General features: G+C 36.3%; 19 protein-coding genes and 4 riboswitches. Of the genes, 17 read left to right on the plus strand and 2 right to left on the minus strand.

From position 1 onward, the window contains the following. Nucleotides 1-62: 62 nt before the first annotated feature. Nucleotides 63-482 (plus strand): CBS domain-containing protein, encoded by a 420-nt coding sequence (locus tag JFT95_RS02105; protein WP_201051248.1) that lies wholly within the window; start codon nt 63-65, stop codon nt 480-482. Between the two features lie 423 nt (nt 483-905). Then, nucleotides 906-2,057, plus strand: coding sequence for a DUF3965 domain-containing protein (locus JFT95_RS02110; protein WP_201051250.1), 1,152 nt, complete (start codon nt 906-908; stop codon nt 2,055-2,057). Between the two features lie 241 nt (nt 2,058-2,298). Here the strand turns inward: JFT95_RS02110 and JFT95_RS02115 are convergent, their stop codons facing one another. Both JFT95_RS02115 and JFT95_RS02120 read right to left on the minus strand, forming a co-directional pair. Beyond that, complete coding sequence (locus tag JFT95_RS02115; protein ID WP_002010638.1) at nt 2,299-2,631, minus strand: hypothetical protein; 333 nt, start codon at nt 2,629-2,631, stop codon at nt 2,299-2,301. A gap of 5 nt (nt 2,632-2,636) precedes the next feature. Further along, nucleotides 2,637-3,797, minus strand: coding sequence for an SH3 domain-containing protein (locus JFT95_RS02120; protein WP_201051251.1), 1,161 nt, complete (start codon nt 3,795-3,797; stop codon nt 2,637-2,639). Nucleotides 3,798-4,056: 259 nt separating this feature from the next. Further along, nucleotides 4,057-4,169: riboswitch (TPP riboswitch) on the plus strand. A gap of 60 nt (nt 4,170-4,229) precedes the next feature. After that, nucleotides 4,230-4,333, plus strand: a riboswitch (TPP riboswitch). Between the two features lie 89 nt (nt 4,334-4,422). Between JFT95_RS02120 and tenA the strand changes: the two genes are divergently transcribed. From tenA to kdpA, 15 genes are all read left to right on the plus strand, one after another. Next, nucleotides 4,423-5,118 carry a thiaminase II gene (gene tenA, locus JFT95_RS02125; protein ID WP_201051252.1) on the plus strand — a complete coding sequence of 232 codons (696 nt, stop codon included), beginning with the start codon at nt 4,423-4,425 and terminating at the stop codon, nt 5,116-5,118. Next, on the plus strand, nt 5,087-5,839 hold the full coding sequence (locus tag JFT95_RS02130) for an ABC transporter ATP-binding protein (RefSeq protein ID WP_061689269.1): 753 nt from the start codon (nt 5,087-5,089) through the stop codon (nt 5,837-5,839). Before tenA ends, JFT95_RS02130 begins: the two co-directional genes overlap by 32 nt. Then, entirely contained in the window at nt 5,839-6,591 is a 753-nt protein-coding gene (locus tag JFT95_RS02135; RefSeq protein WP_201053579.1) for an ABC transporter permease, read from the plus strand. The genes JFT95_RS02130 and JFT95_RS02135 overlap by 1 nt, the downstream gene beginning before the upstream one ends. Further along, the gene (locus JFT95_RS02140) at nt 6,588-7,589 is read left to right on the plus strand and encodes an ABC transporter substrate-binding protein (protein WP_002125329.1); all 1,002 of its coding nucleotides are present in this window, start codon (nt 6,588-6,590) and stop codon (nt 7,587-7,589) included. The genes JFT95_RS02135 and JFT95_RS02140 overlap by 4 nt, the downstream gene beginning before the upstream one ends. 10 nt (nt 7,590-7,599) lie before the next feature. Further along, nucleotides 7,600-8,220 (plus strand): thiazole tautomerase TenI, encoded by a 621-nt coding sequence (gene tenI, locus JFT95_RS02145; protein ID WP_201051253.1) that lies wholly within the window; start codon nt 7,600-7,602, stop codon nt 8,218-8,220. After that, nucleotides 8,213-9,322, plus strand: coding sequence for a glycine oxidase ThiO (gene thiO, locus JFT95_RS02150; protein WP_201051254.1), 1,110 nt, complete (start codon nt 8,213-8,215; stop codon nt 9,320-9,322). The genes tenI and thiO overlap by 8 nt, the downstream gene beginning before the upstream one ends. A 15-nt stretch (nt 9,323-9,337) precedes the next feature. Then, nucleotides 9,338-9,541: a sulfur carrier protein ThiS gene (thiS, locus tag JFT95_RS02155; RefSeq protein WP_201051256.1), complete on the plus strand. Its 204-nt coding sequence runs from the start codon at nt 9,338-9,340 to the stop codon at nt 9,539-9,541. A gap of 2 nt (nt 9,542-9,543) precedes the next feature. Beyond that, on the plus strand, nt 9,544-10,314 hold the full coding sequence (gene thiG, locus JFT95_RS02160; protein ID WP_002186754.1) for a thiazole synthase: 771 nt from the start codon (nt 9,544-9,546) through the stop codon (nt 10,312-10,314). After that, nucleotides 10,307-11,326 (plus strand): thiazole biosynthesis adenylyltransferase ThiF, encoded by a 1,020-nt coding sequence (locus JFT95_RS02165; RefSeq protein WP_201051258.1) that lies wholly within the window; start codon nt 10,307-10,309, stop codon nt 11,324-11,326. The genes thiG and JFT95_RS02165 overlap by 8 nt, the downstream gene beginning before the upstream one ends. 15 nt (nt 11,327-11,341) lie before the next feature. After that, a complete protein-coding gene (thiD, locus tag JFT95_RS02170; protein ID WP_374101542.1) occupies nt 11,342-12,154 on the plus strand; it encodes a bifunctional hydroxymethylpyrimidine kinase/phosphomethylpyrimidine kinase in 813 nt (270 codons plus the stop codon). Between the two features lie 85 nt (nt 12,155-12,239). After that, nucleotides 12,240-12,387: riboswitch (cyclic di-AMP (ydaO/yuaA leader) on the plus strand. Between the two features lie 93 nt (nt 12,388-12,480). Next, nucleotides 12,481-12,867 carry a hypothetical protein gene (locus JFT95_RS02175; protein WP_002010661.1) on the plus strand — a complete coding sequence of 129 codons (387 nt, stop codon included), beginning with the start codon at nt 12,481-12,483 and terminating at the stop codon, nt 12,865-12,867. Between the two features lie 16 nt (nt 12,868-12,883). Further along, nucleotides 12,884-13,114 carry a hypothetical protein gene (locus JFT95_RS02180; RefSeq protein WP_016101779.1) on the plus strand — a complete coding sequence of 77 codons (231 nt, stop codon included), beginning with the start codon at nt 12,884-12,886 and terminating at the stop codon, nt 13,112-13,114. A gap of 261 nt (nt 13,115-13,375) precedes the next feature. Then, nucleotides 13,376-13,521, plus strand: a riboswitch (cyclic di-AMP (ydaO/yuaA leader). A gap of 94 nt (nt 13,522-13,615) precedes the next feature. Further along, nucleotides 13,616-13,720, plus strand: a complete 105-nt coding sequence (locus JFT95_RS02185) for a SipW-dependent-type signal peptide-containing protein (protein WP_000887888.1) — start codon at nt 13,616-13,618, stop codon at nt 13,718-13,720. Beyond that, nucleotides 13,717-13,797 carry a K(+)-transporting ATPase subunit F gene (gene kdpF, locus JFT95_RS02190; RefSeq protein WP_000972378.1) on the plus strand — a complete coding sequence of 27 codons (81 nt, stop codon included), beginning with the start codon at nt 13,717-13,719 and terminating at the stop codon, nt 13,795-13,797. Before JFT95_RS02185 ends, kdpF begins: the two co-directional genes overlap by 4 nt. A 19-nt stretch (nt 13,798-13,816) precedes the next feature. Continuing rightward, the gene (kdpA, locus tag JFT95_RS02195; protein ID WP_061675211.1) at nt 13,817-15,484 is read left to right on the plus strand and encodes a potassium-transporting ATPase subunit KdpA; all 1,668 of its coding nucleotides are present in this window, start codon (nt 13,817-13,819) and stop codon (nt 15,482-15,484) included. Nucleotides 15,485-15,497 lie beyond the last annotated feature (13 nt).

Genomic DNA, 15,497 nt, shown 5'->3' on the forward strand with positions numbered 1-15,497 from the left:
CCCGAAATAAATAAAGGGATTTAGGAAAAGCTATGGTATGTATTAAAAGGAGGAGATGAAAAATGACGCAAGTTAGAGAACTTATGAGTACTCATATCGTACATTGTACACCATTAGACAATGTATATGAGGCAGCTGTAAAAATGAAGGAAGAATCGGTTGGATTGATTCCTGTTATTGAAAATAAACAAGTTGTTGGGCTTGTTACTGATCGAGACTTAGTTGTTCGTGGGATTGCTGAAAAACATCCTGGATCTAATCAAATTACAAATGTAATGACAACAAACATTGTTTCAGTTTCTCCAGATGATTCTATTGAAAAAGCTACAGAATTAATGGCACAACATCAAATTAGACGGTTACCGGTAGTTGAGAGCGGTCAACTTGTTGGGATGCTAGCACTAGGTGATTTAGCTATAAGAAAATCAGTAGATGGTCAAGCAGGGTTTGCTTTAAGTGAAATCTCAGAGCATATGGAATAAATTATGTATAAAGATCAGATACATTATTCTAGTATATACGGATTAAGCTAATATGTTAGCGTGATGTATCTGAGACATTATATAATAAGTATAGAGTCAATATTTTTGACAGTTTTTTTAAATTTGTCATTCCTGATTTTTAATAAGAGAAAAAATGATATACTGAGAGATATAAGTATTATGATAGATTTTGAATATAACAATATTCATTGTTAATGATGTAATAATGAATTAATATTTCCTACATAGATAAAGTGAAACTTTAATTATTGGGGGGTGTCCATCCCCCAATAATTATTAGTTGAACCAATCGGGCTTTTATGGGCAGTTTTATCTCCTACCTAACTTCCTCGCATTCGCAGAATTTTGAGGTGGGAGTCTTACTGCCCGCAAATAGCGGGATAAAAAGGGAAGGGGAATTATATGAGGGCTGTACAGGGCGATCCAAATTGGAATTTGGTTACAGATACATATATAGAACCAAATAATTTCGCTGAGTTATTTTCTTTGCTTGTACCTTGTCATCCAAAAGGTGAAGGGAAAGAGCGAACTATATTAGTATGGAAAGAAAAAGAATTTTATAAAGAAGAAAATTTAGCGCCATTTATCGTATATGGCATGAATAAAGTAAAGAATTTACCGCAGTTTCATAAAGATGAAATTCCAACTCTAGTACGTATTCTTCGTTTATGTCAAGAGATTGGTTGGTATGAAGAGGCAAATGCTTTTATGATAACCCAAGGGCTAGATGAATTTGTCCGAACTTCATTGGAGTATGAAACATGGGATCTTTTGACGAAAGCAGTTGCTTTAAACTATTTAATTATTAAATATCGTATTGGTGAATTAACAGCTGAGGATGTAGAAATTTGGGATCGAGTTAAATTTAATGAGAAATGTATAACAGATTGCAAACATCTATTATCTCATAAAGAAGTATTGGAATTTACATTCTTTTATATGTGTAAGCGAGCTAAGCTACTGTCAAAAGAGCAATTAAATAGTGATATGATGAGTCTGGCAATGTATTGTAATACTTTTGTGTATGATTTATATACACATGACTTATTACGAAAATATCGTAAGTGTACAGACTTCCTATCATATTATGGACCTAGTCAAGCGGTTTTAGCTTGTCAAAGAGCTGTACTTTCACAAATTTTCGATCGATTAGACCCTTTAAAGACAACTCATGTAGATGATTATTTATATGTGATGAAAGAAATGATGGAGCATATGACGATAGGGGTAATGGATCGGTATGGTCATTTTATTGGAAAGCTACTATCATATGTACCATTTTTCGAAATGATCCAAGTTCCACAGCATGCATATTACTGTGAAGAATTACTGTATATTTGTAAGGGAATTGAATACAAAGAAGAAATACTACGCAATTATATATTTATACAATTACATGATTGTTTACCATCATTCTTTAAACTATTTCTTAAAAATAAGCGTTATGCAACGATTCATGATATTCTTTTCTATTGGTGCGACGATGAACAAAGAATGAGCTTAGAGAAAAAATATAATCTTAGTTTCATTTATGAAAAATATGCTTGTGGATAAACCTTATTTTACATATTAAAAATTAATATAAATTAAAAAGGATCTCAAGTTTATGTGAGATCCTTTTTTTGTTAGTAAAGCAAGGAGAAAGTAACTAAGATAAGAAATAACATTCCATAAAGGAGAAATTGTGCAGTATAACTTCCTTGTATACCAAAAAAAGTATTCATTTTTTCATATAAATTCAATATATATTTCATTGGATTATCTTTGAAAGATTGGTACACAGTGTCTCCTCTTTCTAAGCTTCTTGTTCATGTTTTTGGTTATTAGGAACATGAACGTATCTAGCTATGAATAATAAAACACCTATAAAGAATACAGGAAGTACGGTAGATAAATAAAAACCATTACTAATTATATTTGTTATAAGAGCACTTAAAAGAAAAATTACATTATAAATATGGGCAATTTTTTGTTTTAGCCGCATTTGTAATGCTTCCATAATGATTTCTAAAGCAACAAAAGCAATAATAATAGATAAAAATACAGTGTTCGTATTATAAATGATTAAACAACAGATTAAACCTAAAAAGGCCAGGTATTCAATAAAGAGAGGTATATTGCGTGGCATATAATTTACCTAACTAAATATGGCAGTGGGTTTACTGCATTTGTTTTTTCAAAATTCCATTCCCCATTATGTAATTCAAAATGGAGATGTTGCCCGTATGAATGACCTGTGTTTCCCATATGACCTACTAATTGTCCAGTTTGTACTTGATCACCAGCTTGTACAGTGCGATCCTTCATATGAGCATAAACTGTTGTATATAATTTCCCATTTATTTGATGGGCGATGAACACGACATTGCCGTAGCTAGCCGAATAATAAGATTTCACAACCTTACCTGCAGCAGCAGCTTGAATAGAGACATTTCCTTGTGCTGCTATATCTATACCATAATGCATTTGCTCCCAGCGCATATCAAAAGTGGAGCTGATTTTCCCTTGAGTAGGGAATTTGAAAACTGCTGGAATTGATGCAGTTTGAGCTGTTTTAGCGTGTGCTTGATTTTGATTTTGCACTACATAGTGTTTTGCTACATATCCGTATCCTGTGCCAAAACGAATTTTATACCAAGTACCTACCGTTTCTACTACTTGTACTTGTGTACCATTTTGTAATGAGCCAAGTAGAGTGCCATTTGTGCTAGCATTGCTACGTACATTTAATTTTGGTGTTGCAACAGTATACGATGGAGAACCTTGTACTGTTACACCTTTTACTAGAGGTGTGGATCCATTAGATACAAATGTTTTTTGTACGTAACCAATTTGACCGTTATGTAATATTTTGTACCAATCTCCTTGTTCACCTTGAATGGTAATGAATTGACCATTTGGTAATATATCTAGAATAGAAGACTCTGTATTAGGTTCAGAACGAACGTTTAATGCGTTTGCATTTACGATATATTGAGACTTTGGTTGAACATTTTTTTTGAATAGAATTGCATCTTTTTTCATATAGCCTGTTTTGTTGTTAACAGATACTTTATACCAATCTTGAACTGTTTCAAGAATAGTAACCGGGCTATTAAATCGAATGGTATCAATTATTGCACTGTCTGTATGGCTATTTTGATGTAGTGCAACGTTGTCAATTTTTACATATCCAGTTTTTACTGTAGATGGTTGCTTAGCAGCCGCTGTTTGTATATCGGATTCTCCCATAGAAGGAAGTAAAGAAGCAATTGCGATAGTAGTTGCTGTTAAAGCTGTGGCTTTCATATTCATGTAATAAAGACCTCCTCTAGTTGTATAGTTGTAATTTTATTATAGTATAAAGATATAATATATTGGTCGTATTCACATAAATGTAATATGAAATCAATAAAAATAATGTCAGAAGAGAGATTCGTATATAAATATTGTATATATCATTTGTGAGGTCGCATTTATATTTGTTTAACACGTTAAGAATTAATTCTTAATTAAGAAAATTAAAACAGTTGATGATGTCTTATGGCGGTGTTATACTGACAGTGATAATTTTATAGTTTGCTAGGAGGGCTGGTGTTGCCAGCTGAGAGTAGGGCCGTAAGCCTTTGATCCTTTTTATTACCTGATCTAGATTATGCTAGCGTAGGGAAGCAATTCGGACATTAACAATGAGTCCCCGTTTCTTTGCGTATAGAAACGGGGCTTTTTTATTTGAAAATTTCATATTAACACCACTAGGGGTGCTTTTCGTGCTGAGAGAGGAATAATCCTTAACCCTTACAACACCTGATCTAGATAATACTAGCGAAGGGAAGTGGAACAACGAATAAATTATAATTTTATTTGCTGTAACCACTTCTTATATACAGAAGTGGTTTTTTTATTGAGATAAATAGATATATAGGAAGGGGAATTATTAATGAAATTTTGTGAAAGATTATTTGATACGGTGCAGCCTGTTTGGGAGAAAAGTCATAATCATCCGTTTGTAGTAGGTATGGGGGATGGTACGTTGGAAAAAGACAAATTCCAGTACTATATTATTCAAGATTATTTATATTTGTTAGAGTATGCAAAGCTATATGCAATTGGGGTTGTAAAGGCAACGAATCCACAAGTTATGGCAAAATTTGCAGAGCAAATTGATGGGATTTTAAATGGTGAAATGACGATTCATAAACAGTATGCAAAAAGACTTGGCATTTCTGTACAAGAGATGGAATCTGCAAAACCATCTGCTAAAAATTTAGCATATACAAATTACATGATGTCTGTATCTCAAAATGGCACAATTGCTGAATTAATATCAGCTTTACTTCCATGTATGTGGAGTTATTGGGAGATTGGAAAGCGTTTAAATGATATTCCTGGAGCAAGAGATCATGAGTTCTTTGGAGAGTGGATTCAAGGATATAGTTCTGAAGAATACGGTAACCTTTGTATTTGGTTAATAGATTTATTAAATGAAATGGCAGTTGGAAAGTCAGAGAAAGAGCTAGACCGATTAGAGGAGATTTTCTTATATTCCAGCCGATTTGAATATTTATTCTGGGATATGGCTTATCGTAAGGAGATGTGGGGTTTTGAGGAGCAAGAACATACTACAGTTTCATAATGTTTCCTTTCATTATGATGAAAAACCAATCATCAATGAATTAAATGCTTCTATACAAGATAAAGAGTTTGTAAGTATTATCGGACCGAGTGGATGCGGGAAAAGTACTTTATTTCGCCTTATTACAGGCTTAGAAGAGGCAAGTACTGGACAGATAGAGCTGACAGAAACAAAGAAGAGTCATTCTGTAGGGTATATGCCCCAAAAAGATATGCTCTTGCCGTGGAGGACGATTATTGAGAATGCGGCTCTGCCGCTAGAGTGCCAAGGTGTGCAGAAGAAAGAAGCGCAAGTAAAAGCGAAAGAACTGTTACATAAATTTGGTTTACAAGGGTACGAGAAAAAATATCCGAAAGATTTATCTGGTGGTATGAGGCAACGCGTATCTTTTATCCGAACTTTATTAACAGGAGGGGAGATATTATTGTTAGATGAACCGTTTAGCGCATTGGACGCTTTAACGAAGGCATCTTTGCAAGAATGGTTGTTTGAACAATGGAAAGAGTGGGAAAAAACAATTTTATTTATCACTCATGATGTTGAAGAAGCATTGTTTCTTTCTAATCGAATTTTGGTTGTAGAAAATCAACCGATAGCAACTTTAACTGAGCGAATTGTGCCGCTTGATCGTAACCGAACAAGAAAAGATTTATATAAGCCTGAAGTGTTAGCGCTTAAAGAAGAGCTCCTTAGTATGTTACAAAGGCAGGTACTCGTATGATGAATCGCTTGAAGGAGTTATTACCTGCCCTTATATTAAGTGGAATTTTACTTGCTCTGTGGGAAGTAGGAGCAAGAATTGTAGATGAGATGTACATTTTGCCATCACCTTCTGCAATTGTAATGAAGATATGGGCGCTGAAAGATATATTATTTACGGTTCATTTACCTGCAACGTTGTACGTCGTTTTAATAGGCGTTGTTATTTCTATCGTACTGGGCGTAGGGATAGCAATGTTAATGAATGCGAGTACGTGGATGGAAAGAGCATTTTATCCGTTATTAGTTGCTTCACAAACAATCCCGATTACTGCGCTTGCGCCGCTCTTCGTTTTATGGTTTGGATATACCATCTGGAGTAAGGTTGTTGTTACCGTTTTAATTACGTTTTTCCCAATTGCGGTCAATACGTATGATGGACTGCGCAGTACGAAAAAAGAATGGGAGGAGCTATTAGTTACATATGGTGCAACGAAAAAAGATGTTTTTCTAAAGCTAAAGTTGCCATCTGCTCTTCCTTACTTTTTTTCAGCGTTAAAAATTGCGGTACCACTTAGCGTTATTGGGGCAGCGATTGGTGAATGGCTCGGTGCACAAGCTGGGCTTGGATATTTCAGTAAAAGAATGATGACGCAGTTAGACGGAGCTGGTGTATTTGCACCAATTGTATTGTTATCATTATTAGCTATTTTCTTCGTCATACTTGTTTCGATATTAGAAAAGAAATTTATTAGTTGGAGGAAACATTCATGAAATTATTAAAACGCATCTTTGTGTTTACATTATTAGTTGCAATGATTGCAGGATGTTCGAGTAACTCGGCATCAGATAAGAATAAATCAGAAAAAGAAATAACAGTAATGCTTGATTGGTACCCGAATGCGGTACATAGCTTTATTTATACGGCAATTGAAAAAGGATACTTTAAAGAAGAAGGAGTCAAGGTGAATATTAAATTCCCTTCTAATCCGACTGATCCATTGACGCTAGCGGCAGCAGGGAAAGTGACAGTTGGTTTGTATTATCAACCAGATGTTGTCATGGCAAAAGCAAATGAACAAATTCCAGTGAAATCAATTGGAGCTGTCGTACGTTCACCGTTAAATCATGTTGTATCACTGAAGTCAGCAGGCATTCAATCGCCAAAAGATTTAGAGGGGAAAACAGTTGGATATTCTGGAACACCTTTAAGTGAGATGTATTTAAAAACGATGGTAAAAGAAGCTGGTGGTAATCCAGATACAGTGAAAGTAGTCGATGTTGGCTTTGATTTAGTACCAGCATTAATTACGAAAAAAGTGGATGCGGTAACAGGGGCATACATTAACCATGAAGTACCTGTTATGCGTCATGAAGGTCATGAACCAGCATACTTTAATCCAGCAGATTATGGTGTACCAAACTATCATGAGCTTGTGTTTGTAACGGGTGATAAAACGTTGAAAAAAGATAAAGAAGCATTGCAAGCCTTTTTACGTGGGGCACAAAAAGGGTATGACTTTATGAAGAAAAAACCCGATGAAGCATTAAATATTTTATTAAATCATCAAGAAAAAGAAAACTTCCCGCTTGTACCAGAAGTTGAAAAAGAAAGTATGAAAATTTTATTAGAGAAGATGGAAACGAAAGATGAGCCATTCTTATCGGATTCAAAAGAGTCATGGGAGAAACAAAACAAATGGTTGAAAGACAAAGGAATGACGAAAGAAATCGTTCCAGCCGATGAATTATTTGAAAACATTTTAAAGTAGGCGAATGAATATGAAAAATGAGCTCCATGTAATCTCAAATGGCCATATGCCATTCGAAGAGTTAGTGAATGTAGCGATGCAAATTGAGAGTGAGATCGATTATTTGCATATTCGTGAGCGTGAGAAAAGTACGAAGGAATTGTATGAAGGTGTGGAAAGTCTTTTGGGGAAAGGCTTTCCAGCATCGAAGATAGTGATAAATGATCGAATTGATATTGCTATTCTATTAAATATTCCGCGTGTTCAGCTAGGATATCGAAGCGCAGATGTAAGGTTAGTAAAAGAAAAGTTTTCTTATTTGCATGTCGGTTATTCAGTACATTCGCTAGATGAAGCGATAGTAGCATTTAAAAATGGAGCAAATTCACTCGTTTATGGTCATGTATTTCCGACAGATTGTAAAAAAGGTGTGCCAGCGAGAGGATTAGAAGAAATTGCTCATATGGCAAGTTGTTTATCCATACCAATAACTGCAATTGGTGGGATTACCCCTGAAAATACAGGTGATGTTCTTGCAAATGGTGTAAGTGGCATTGCTGTTATGTCCGGGATTATAAGCAGTAGTAATCCGTATAGCAAGGCGAAATCTTATAAGGAATCAATAAGAAAGTGGGCGGAAAAACATGTGTAAGAAGTATGATGTAGCGATTATTGGCGGAGGTGTAATTGGTAGTTCAGTTGCACACTTTCTAGCAGAAAGAGGGCATAAAGTAGCGATTGTAGAGAAGCAAAGAATCGCATCTGAAGCTTCGAAAGCAGCTGCTGGTTTGCTCGGTGTTCAGGCAGAATGGGATGCATATGATCCGTTGTTTGAGCTTGCTAGAGAAAGCCGTGCTATATTTCCACAACTTGCAGCAGTTTTACGTGAAAAAACAGGCATCGATATTGGGTATGAAGAAAAGGGCATTTATCGCATCGCTCAAAATGAAGATGAGAAGAAAAGAATTCTTCATATTATGGATTGGCAGCAGAAAACAGGTGAAGATTCCCGATTTCTAACGGGGGACCATTTACGGGAAAAAGAGCCGTTTCTTTCCGAGTCAATTATAGGGGCGGTATATTATCCGAAAGATGGTCAAGTTATTGCACCAGAGCTTACGAAAGCATTCGCACATTCTGCAGCAATTTCCGGAGCTGATATATATGAACAAACAGAAGTGTTTGATATTCGTATTGAAAATAATAAAGTGACTGGAATTGTGACAAGCGAAGGTGTAATCACATGTGAAAAAGTCGTTATCGCCGGAGGATCATGGAGTACGAAATTGCTACATTATTTTCAGAGTGATTGGGGTACATATCCTGTTAAGGGGGAGGTTGTTGCAGTAAGAAGCAGGAAACCTCTGTTGAGAGCTCCTATTTTCCAGGAGAGGTTTTATATTACGCCGAAGCGCGGTGGCCGTTATGTGATTGGGGCAACGATGAAGCCTCATACATTTAATAAATCTGTACAACCAGAAAGTATTACTTCCATATTAGAGCGTGCGTATACAATATTGCCTGCTTTAAAAGAAGCAGAATGGGAAAGTACGTGGGCTGGGTTAAGACCGCAGTCTAATCATGAAGCTCCTTATATGGGAGAGCATGAAGAAATAAAAGGTTTATATGCTTGTACTGGACATTATCGAAACGGCATTTTATTAAGTCCTGTTTCTGGTCAGTATATGGCTGATTTAATAGAAGGAAAGCAGGAGAATCACTTGCTAGATTCATTGCTTTCTAAAACGGTTTAGAAAGGGGATGGAAGTTTGAATTTAAAAATTAATGGTAACCAAATTGAAGTACCAGAGAGTGTGAAAACAGTAGCTGGGCTACTTACACATTTAGAGTTAGATAACAGAATTGTTGTAGTAGAACGTAATAAAAATATTTTACAAAAAGATGATCATAACGATACATCTGTTTTTGATGGGGACCAAATTGAGATTGTAACTTTCGTAGGAGGCGGTTGATTATGTTAAACATTGGACAATTTTCATTTCATTCTAGACTTTTATTAGGAACAGGGAAATTCCCTGATTTTGATGTGCAGCAAAAGGCAATTGATGTTTCTGAGGCTGAGATTTTAACATTCGCAGTACGTCGTATGGATATATTCGATGCGAAGCAGCCTAATTTATTAGAGAAACTTGATGTGAAAAAATATACGTTATTACCGAATACAGCAGGAGCAAAAAATGCTGAAGAAGCTGTTCGTATTGCAAAATTAGCAAAAGCTTCTGGACTTTGTGACATGATAAAAGTAGAAGTTATTGGTGATGATAGAACGTTATTACCTGATCCAGTAGAAACGTTAAAGGCATCTGAAATGTTACTAGAAGAAGGATTTATCGTTCTACCATACACATCTGATGATGTTGTATTAGCTCGTAAATTACAAGAACTTGGTGTACACGCGATTATGCCAGGAGCATCACCGATTGGTTCAGGGCTTGGTATTGTAAATCCATTAAATTTAAGTTTCATTATTGAACAAGCGACAGTACCAGTTATCGTTGACGCTGGTATTGGTAGTCCAGCTGATGCAGCATTTGCAATGGAATTAGGAGCAGATGGTGTGTTATTAAATACTGCAGTATCTGGAGCGAACGATCCTATTAAAATGGCATATGCAATGAAATTAGGTATTGAGGCAGGACGATTAGGGTTTGAAGCAGGTCGTATTGCACGTAAACGTTGTGCAACAGCAAGTAGTCCTTTAGAAGGAATGAGCGTAGTTGAATAATCGATATTCTCGCCAAGAGCTATTTTCTCCAATTGGGGAAGAAGGGCAACAAAAGATAAGGACAAAGCATGTACTTATTATCGGTGCAGGCGCATTAGGTAGTGCAAACGCAGAGATGTTTGTAAGAGCAGGCGTTGGTCAAGTAACAATTGTTGACCGTGATTATGTCGATTGGAGTAATTTGCAAAGACAACAATTGTATGCAGAGAGTGATGTAGAGAATAATCTTCCGAAGGCTGTAGCGGCAAAAAAACGTCTAGAAGAGGTTAATAGTGAAGTAAGAGTAGAAGCTCTCGTTCAGGATGTAACGGCTGAAGAGTTGGAAGAACTCGTTACAAATGTTGATGTAATCATCGATGCGACTGACAATTTTGAAACACGTTTCATTGTGAATGATATATCGCGAAAATATTCTATTCCATGGGTTTATGGGGCATGTGTAGGGAGTTACGGTCTTTCTTATACTATTCTTCCAGGAAAAACGCCATGTTTATCTTGTTTATTACAATCGATTCCGCTTGGCGGAGCGACATGTGATACAGCGGGGATTATATCGCCTGCTGTGTCTCTTGTCGTTTCTCATCAAGTAACGGAAACACTTAAACTGTTAGTAGAAGATTATGACTCGCTTCGAGATGGGCTTGTATCATTTGATGTATGGAAAAATGAATATTCATGTATGAATGTGCGAAAGCTTCGTAAACATAATTGTCTATCGTGTGGTGAACAGGCAGTATATCCATATTTAAATAAGGAAAACACTTCAAAAACAGCAGTGTTATGCGGGAGAAATACAGTTCAAATTAGACCACCTCATAAAGAGGAAATGGATTTTGAACAATATAAAAAATTGCTGAATGATCGCGTGAATGATTTGAATGTAAATCCATATTTATTATCATTTTCGGTTGAAGAAAAGAGATTAGTTGCTTTTAAAGATGGCCGTGTACTTGTACATGGCACGAAAGATATAAGCGAAGCGAAAACAATTTATCATCGCTATTTTGGGTAGAAAAGGATGAGTGGGATGAAAGTGAATAAAGCTTTAACAATTGCAGGGTCTGATAGCGGAGGCGGCGCTGGGATTCAGGCGGATTTAAAAACATTCCAAGAGCTTGGTGTGTATGGAATGACGGCTATTACAGCAATTACTGCTCAAAATACGCTTGGCGTTCAAGGGGTATATCCTGTTTCTTTAGAAGGGATTACGGAGCAGCTGAATTCAATTGGTACGGATTTAACGCCAGATGCTGTGAAACTGGGAATGTTATTTAGTAGTGAAATTATTCAAATTGTGGCAGAGCATATTAAGAAATTTGGCTGGAATAATATTGTGCTAGATCCTGTTATGATTGCTAAAGGCGGTGCGTCATTATTACAACAAGAAGCAGTACAAGCATTAAAAGAATATTTATTGCCAGTAGCAACTGTTGTCACACCGAATGTTCCTGAAGCAGAAGTGTTAACTGGAATGGAGATTCATAATGTAGAAGGTAGTAAGGAAGCTGCAAAAGTATTGCATGAATTAGGGGCTAAATATGTGCTTATGAAGGGCGGACATGCAGAATATCAAGGTAATGAAGTAATTGATTTACTCTTTGATGGTGAGCAGTTTATTGAATTTAGAAGTGAACGAATTCCTTCGAAGCAAACGCACGGAAGTGGGTGTACATTTGCTTCAGCGGTTACAGCAGGACTTGCGAAAGGCTACTTGATGGAAGAGGCAGTTCAAGAAGCAAAACGATTTATTAGTATAGCAATTGAAGAGCCATTGAATATTGGAAGTGGTCATGGGCCGACGAATCATTTTGCATATAAATTGAATAAGACGCATGTATAAAGATACGAGAAGCCAGTTTGTTAACTGGCTTTTTTTGTGTTTACTTTTTCCAAATACAGGAGTAATATATCAGCCAGAATACATTTTTTGTAATACGCTGAGTCCAAATGTATGGAGCGGAGGAACCAATTTGTGCGTCGTCACTAGGGGTGAATCTTTCAATGTTGAAAGTAGGGCTACTCTCAAAGTCCGAATCCGACAGCTAACTTCGTAAGCGTCTTGAGAGAGGACGGTGCCATGATGGATACATCACTTCATCGGTCTGATTAGTATAGGAGAATATCAATCTATGTTTGAGTTCTTTTATGCTAAGGAGGATGAGGTACATGGAACTAACACTTATTTGTGTTGGAGAAAAAAACAAGGTAAAGAGTTTAAGAGAGCTAGTAGCATTTCAGCATGAGTTAATTATTTTTACAGCCAATGAAGAGATAGCGGCTGAAGTTAGAGAGTATGGGTTTGAATCAGCTTATAGCTGTAATAAGGAGAAGGATTTTACTAGTATTTGCACACGTATTAAGAAGGTGATTTTACTAGGGGATGAGCTTCCGATAGTTAGTTTCTTCACAGAACACATTCGTTTTTCTTTTCAAGCGCCTATTACTGTTGTTACAAAGAATAAACGCTATCCGGCCAGGCTCTATGAAACAATTGGAGCTAAATTTGTAGTGTTTACGAACTGTGATAATATTTCTTTTTTATTTTTTGAATAAGGTGGGGGAAATGAAGATGAAAGTGTTGTTACTAGGAGATATAGCGAATCGTTGGGCGATATCGGTAGAGAGAGTTCACGAATTGGTAGTGCTCGATCCTCTTTTTCCAGGTCCATATATTATATTACCATCAAAAGATGTTTTGTATTTAGAGGCGGATATTACCGAATATGAGCAGTTACATGCGGAATTATCACAAGTTTATATTCGAGGGAGAAATTTGCGTGCTTTTTTGCGTGGAGAATAAAGGTTGAATGAAAAAAGAGCGAATGCTGAGTGCAACAAGCTATGCACTTCATGTAATTCGCTCTTTTTATTTCGTATTTAAAAGATCATTTCTGTGAAAAAGAAAGGAAAGACGAGAAAACAGATGAAAAAATATTAATAACAACTAATGTAAACGCTTAAATAGATGGATATTTTCTTATTTTCAGTAATTTACCCCTTTACAAGTTAAATTTAGAGGAGTATATTTACTCTCATAAATCATTCATAAAATTTCCAAAAAAACCTAAAATCGCTGAGTTCCAGAAATGGAGCGGGGGAACCAATTTTGTGCATTGTCACTTGGGGTGAATCTTTCAATTTTGAAAGTAGGGCTACTCTTTAGGCCCGAATCCGACAGCTAACCTCGTAAGCGTTTAGAGAGGAGGTTTACTTTGTGTTGTTCGTTTCGAACACTAAGTAGAGCTTAGTGTTCTTTTTTTGATAACTAGATGGTAAAATTTAACAAAAGTGAGGGGTAGTTATGTTAGATGTTGTAATGATCGGTATTTTTGTTGGGTTAGTCGCATCGATGGCAAGTCTTGCAAGTTGGTCAGATAAAGTTGTGAAAGAAGGGAAGCAATCATGATGATTGCCTTATCGGTTATTGTTGCAGCGATTACGGTGTACTTAGTGTACGCATTATTAAATCCAGAGAAGTTTTAATTAGGGGGAATCATTCATTATGATTTGGGTTGCAGTCGTTATTACAATGCTCTTGTTTATTTTAGTAGCAAAGCCAACGGGAATTTATTTAGAAAAAGCTTTTCAAGGTAGCAAAACGCTAGATAAAGTATTCGGGCCTTTTGAAAAACTTATTTTTAAAATTACGGGTGTAAAAGCATACAATCAAACGTGGAAACAGTACGCATTATCATTAGTTTTACTCAATGGATTTATGATTGTTGTCGTATATTTCATTTTCAGATTACAAGGCGTATTGCCATTAAATCCAGCGCATATTGAAGGGATGGAGCCTACGCTCGCTTTTAATACAGCAATTAGTTTTATGGCTGATACAAACTTACAGCATTATAGCGGTGAAAATGGCTTATCTTATTTATCACAATTAATCGGGATTACATTTTTAATGTTTGCAGCACCAGCAACGACGTTAGCGCTCGTTATGGCTTTTATAAGAGGGCTCGCTGGAAAAGAACTTGGTAACTTTTTCGTTGATTTTACGAGAGCTTTAACGAGAGTATTTCTTCCTATTGCGTTTGTTGCAGCGCTAATCTTTGTCGCACTTGGTGTACCACAAACGTTAGACGGGGCAGTTACAGCACAGACAATTGATGGGGCAAAACAAAGTATTTTACGTGGTCCAGTTGCATCATTCGTTTCCATTAAAGAACTTGGAAATAACGGCGGTGGATTTTTCGGGGCAAACTCTACACATCCTTTTGAAAATCCAGGGCAAATGAGTAATATTTTGCAAATGATGCTTATGATGTTATTGCCAACAGCACTTCCATTTACGTACGGACGAATGGTAGGAAATAAAAAACAAGGTCGCATCCTTTTCGTTTCACTATTCATGGTGTTTTTACTAGGATTTATAACGATTACGACATCTGAATTACATGGAAATCCAGTGTTAAATGGAATGGGTATCGAACATGTACAAGGAAGTACAGAAGGAAAAGAAGTCCGATTTGGAACAGTATTTTCTTCCCTTTATGCGACAGTAACGACAGCTGCGGAAACAGGGGCCGTTAATACGATGCATGATACGTTAACACCAATTGGTGGTCTAGTTCCACTCGTAAATATGATGTTAAATACAGTATACGGCGGTGTTGGAGCAGGTTTTGTGAACATTATTATGTATGCAATTATTGCAGTCTTTATATCTGGTTTAATGGTTGGACGGACACCGGAGTTTTTAGGTAAGAAAATTGAAGGTAAGGAAATGAAATTGATTGCGGTAACGATTTTATTTCATCCATTGCTTATTTTAGGGTTTTCAGCATTAGCTCTTTCAACAAGCTTAGGAACGGATGCAATTTCTCATTCAGGTTTCCACGGTTTAACGCAAGTTGTATATGAATATACATCGTCAGCTGCGAATAACGGATCTGGATTTGAAGGTTTAGCAGACAATACACCATTTTGGAATATTACGACTGGTTTAGTTATGTTTTTAGGACGTTATTTCAGTTTAATTACGATGCTAGCTGTTGCAGCTTCACTGAAAGAGAAGACGGTAGTACCAGAAACAGTCGGGACATTCCGTACGGATAATGGTTTATTTGGAGGGATCTTTATCGGAACAATTGTAATTGTTGGTGCGTTAACATTCTTCCCGATGTTAGTACTTGGCCCAATTGCAGAATTTCTTACATTGAAGTAATGGAGGGTAAATG

Origin of the sequence: Bacillus sp. TH17, assembly GCF_016651125.1 — a bacterium.
GTDB classification, from domain to species: Bacteria; Bacillota; Bacilli; order Bacillales; family Bacillaceae_G; genus Bacillus_A; species Bacillus_A mycoides.

Bases quoted from the DNA above. Each gene is read 5' to 3' on its own strand.
- JFT95_RS02105 (WP_201051248.1), top strand. From the start codon at position 63: ATGACGCAAGTTAGAGAACTTATGAGTACTCATATCGTACATTGTACA.
- JFT95_RS02110 (WP_201051250.1), top strand. From the start codon at position 906: ATGAGGGCTGTACAGGGCGATCCAAATTGGAATTTGGTTACAGATACA.
- JFT95_RS02115 (WP_002010638.1), bottom strand. From the start codon at position 2,631: ATGCCACGCAATATACCTCTCTTTATTGAATACCTGGCCTTTTTAGGT.
- JFT95_RS02120 (WP_201051251.1), bottom strand. From the start codon at position 3,797: ATGAATATGAAAGCCACAGCTTTAACAGCAACTACTATCGCAATTGCT.
- tenA (WP_201051252.1), top strand. From the start codon at position 4,423: ATGAAATTTTGTGAAAGATTATTTGATACGGTGCAGCCTGTTTGGGAG.
- JFT95_RS02135 (WP_201053579.1), top strand. From the start codon at position 5,839: ATGAATCGCTTGAAGGAGTTATTACCTGCCCTTATATTAAGTGGAATT.
- JFT95_RS02140 (WP_002125329.1), top strand. From the start codon at position 6,588: ATGAAATTATTAAAACGCATCTTTGTGTTTACATTATTAGTTGCAATG.
- tenI (WP_201051253.1), top strand. From the start codon at position 7,600: ATGAAAAATGAGCTCCATGTAATCTCAAATGGCCATATGCCATTCGAA.
- thiO (WP_201051254.1), top strand. From the start codon at position 8,213: ATGTGTAAGAAGTATGATGTAGCGATTATTGGCGGAGGTGTAATTGGT.
- thiG (WP_002186754.1), top strand. From the start codon at position 9,544: ATGTTAAACATTGGACAATTTTCATTTCATTCTAGACTTTTATTAGGA.
- thiD (WP_374101542.1), top strand. From the start codon at position 11,342: ATGAAAGTGAATAAAGCTTTAACAATTGCAGGGTCTGATAGCGGAGGC.
- JFT95_RS02175 (WP_002010661.1), top strand. From the start codon at position 12,481: ATGGAACTAACACTTATTTGTGTTGGAGAAAAAAACAAGGTAAAGAGT.
- JFT95_RS02180 (WP_016101779.1), top strand. From the start codon at position 12,884: ATGAAAGTGTTGTTACTAGGAGATATAGCGAATCGTTGGGCGATATCG.
- JFT95_RS02185 (WP_000887888.1), top strand. From the start codon at position 13,616: ATGTTAGATGTTGTAATGATCGGTATTTTTGTTGGGTTAGTCGCATCG.
- kdpF (WP_000972378.1), top strand. From the start codon at position 13,717: ATGATGATTGCCTTATCGGTTATTGTTGCAGCGATTACGGTGTACTTA.
- kdpA (WP_061675211.1), top strand. From the start codon at position 13,817: ATGATTTGGGTTGCAGTCGTTATTACAATGCTCTTGTTTATTTTAGTA.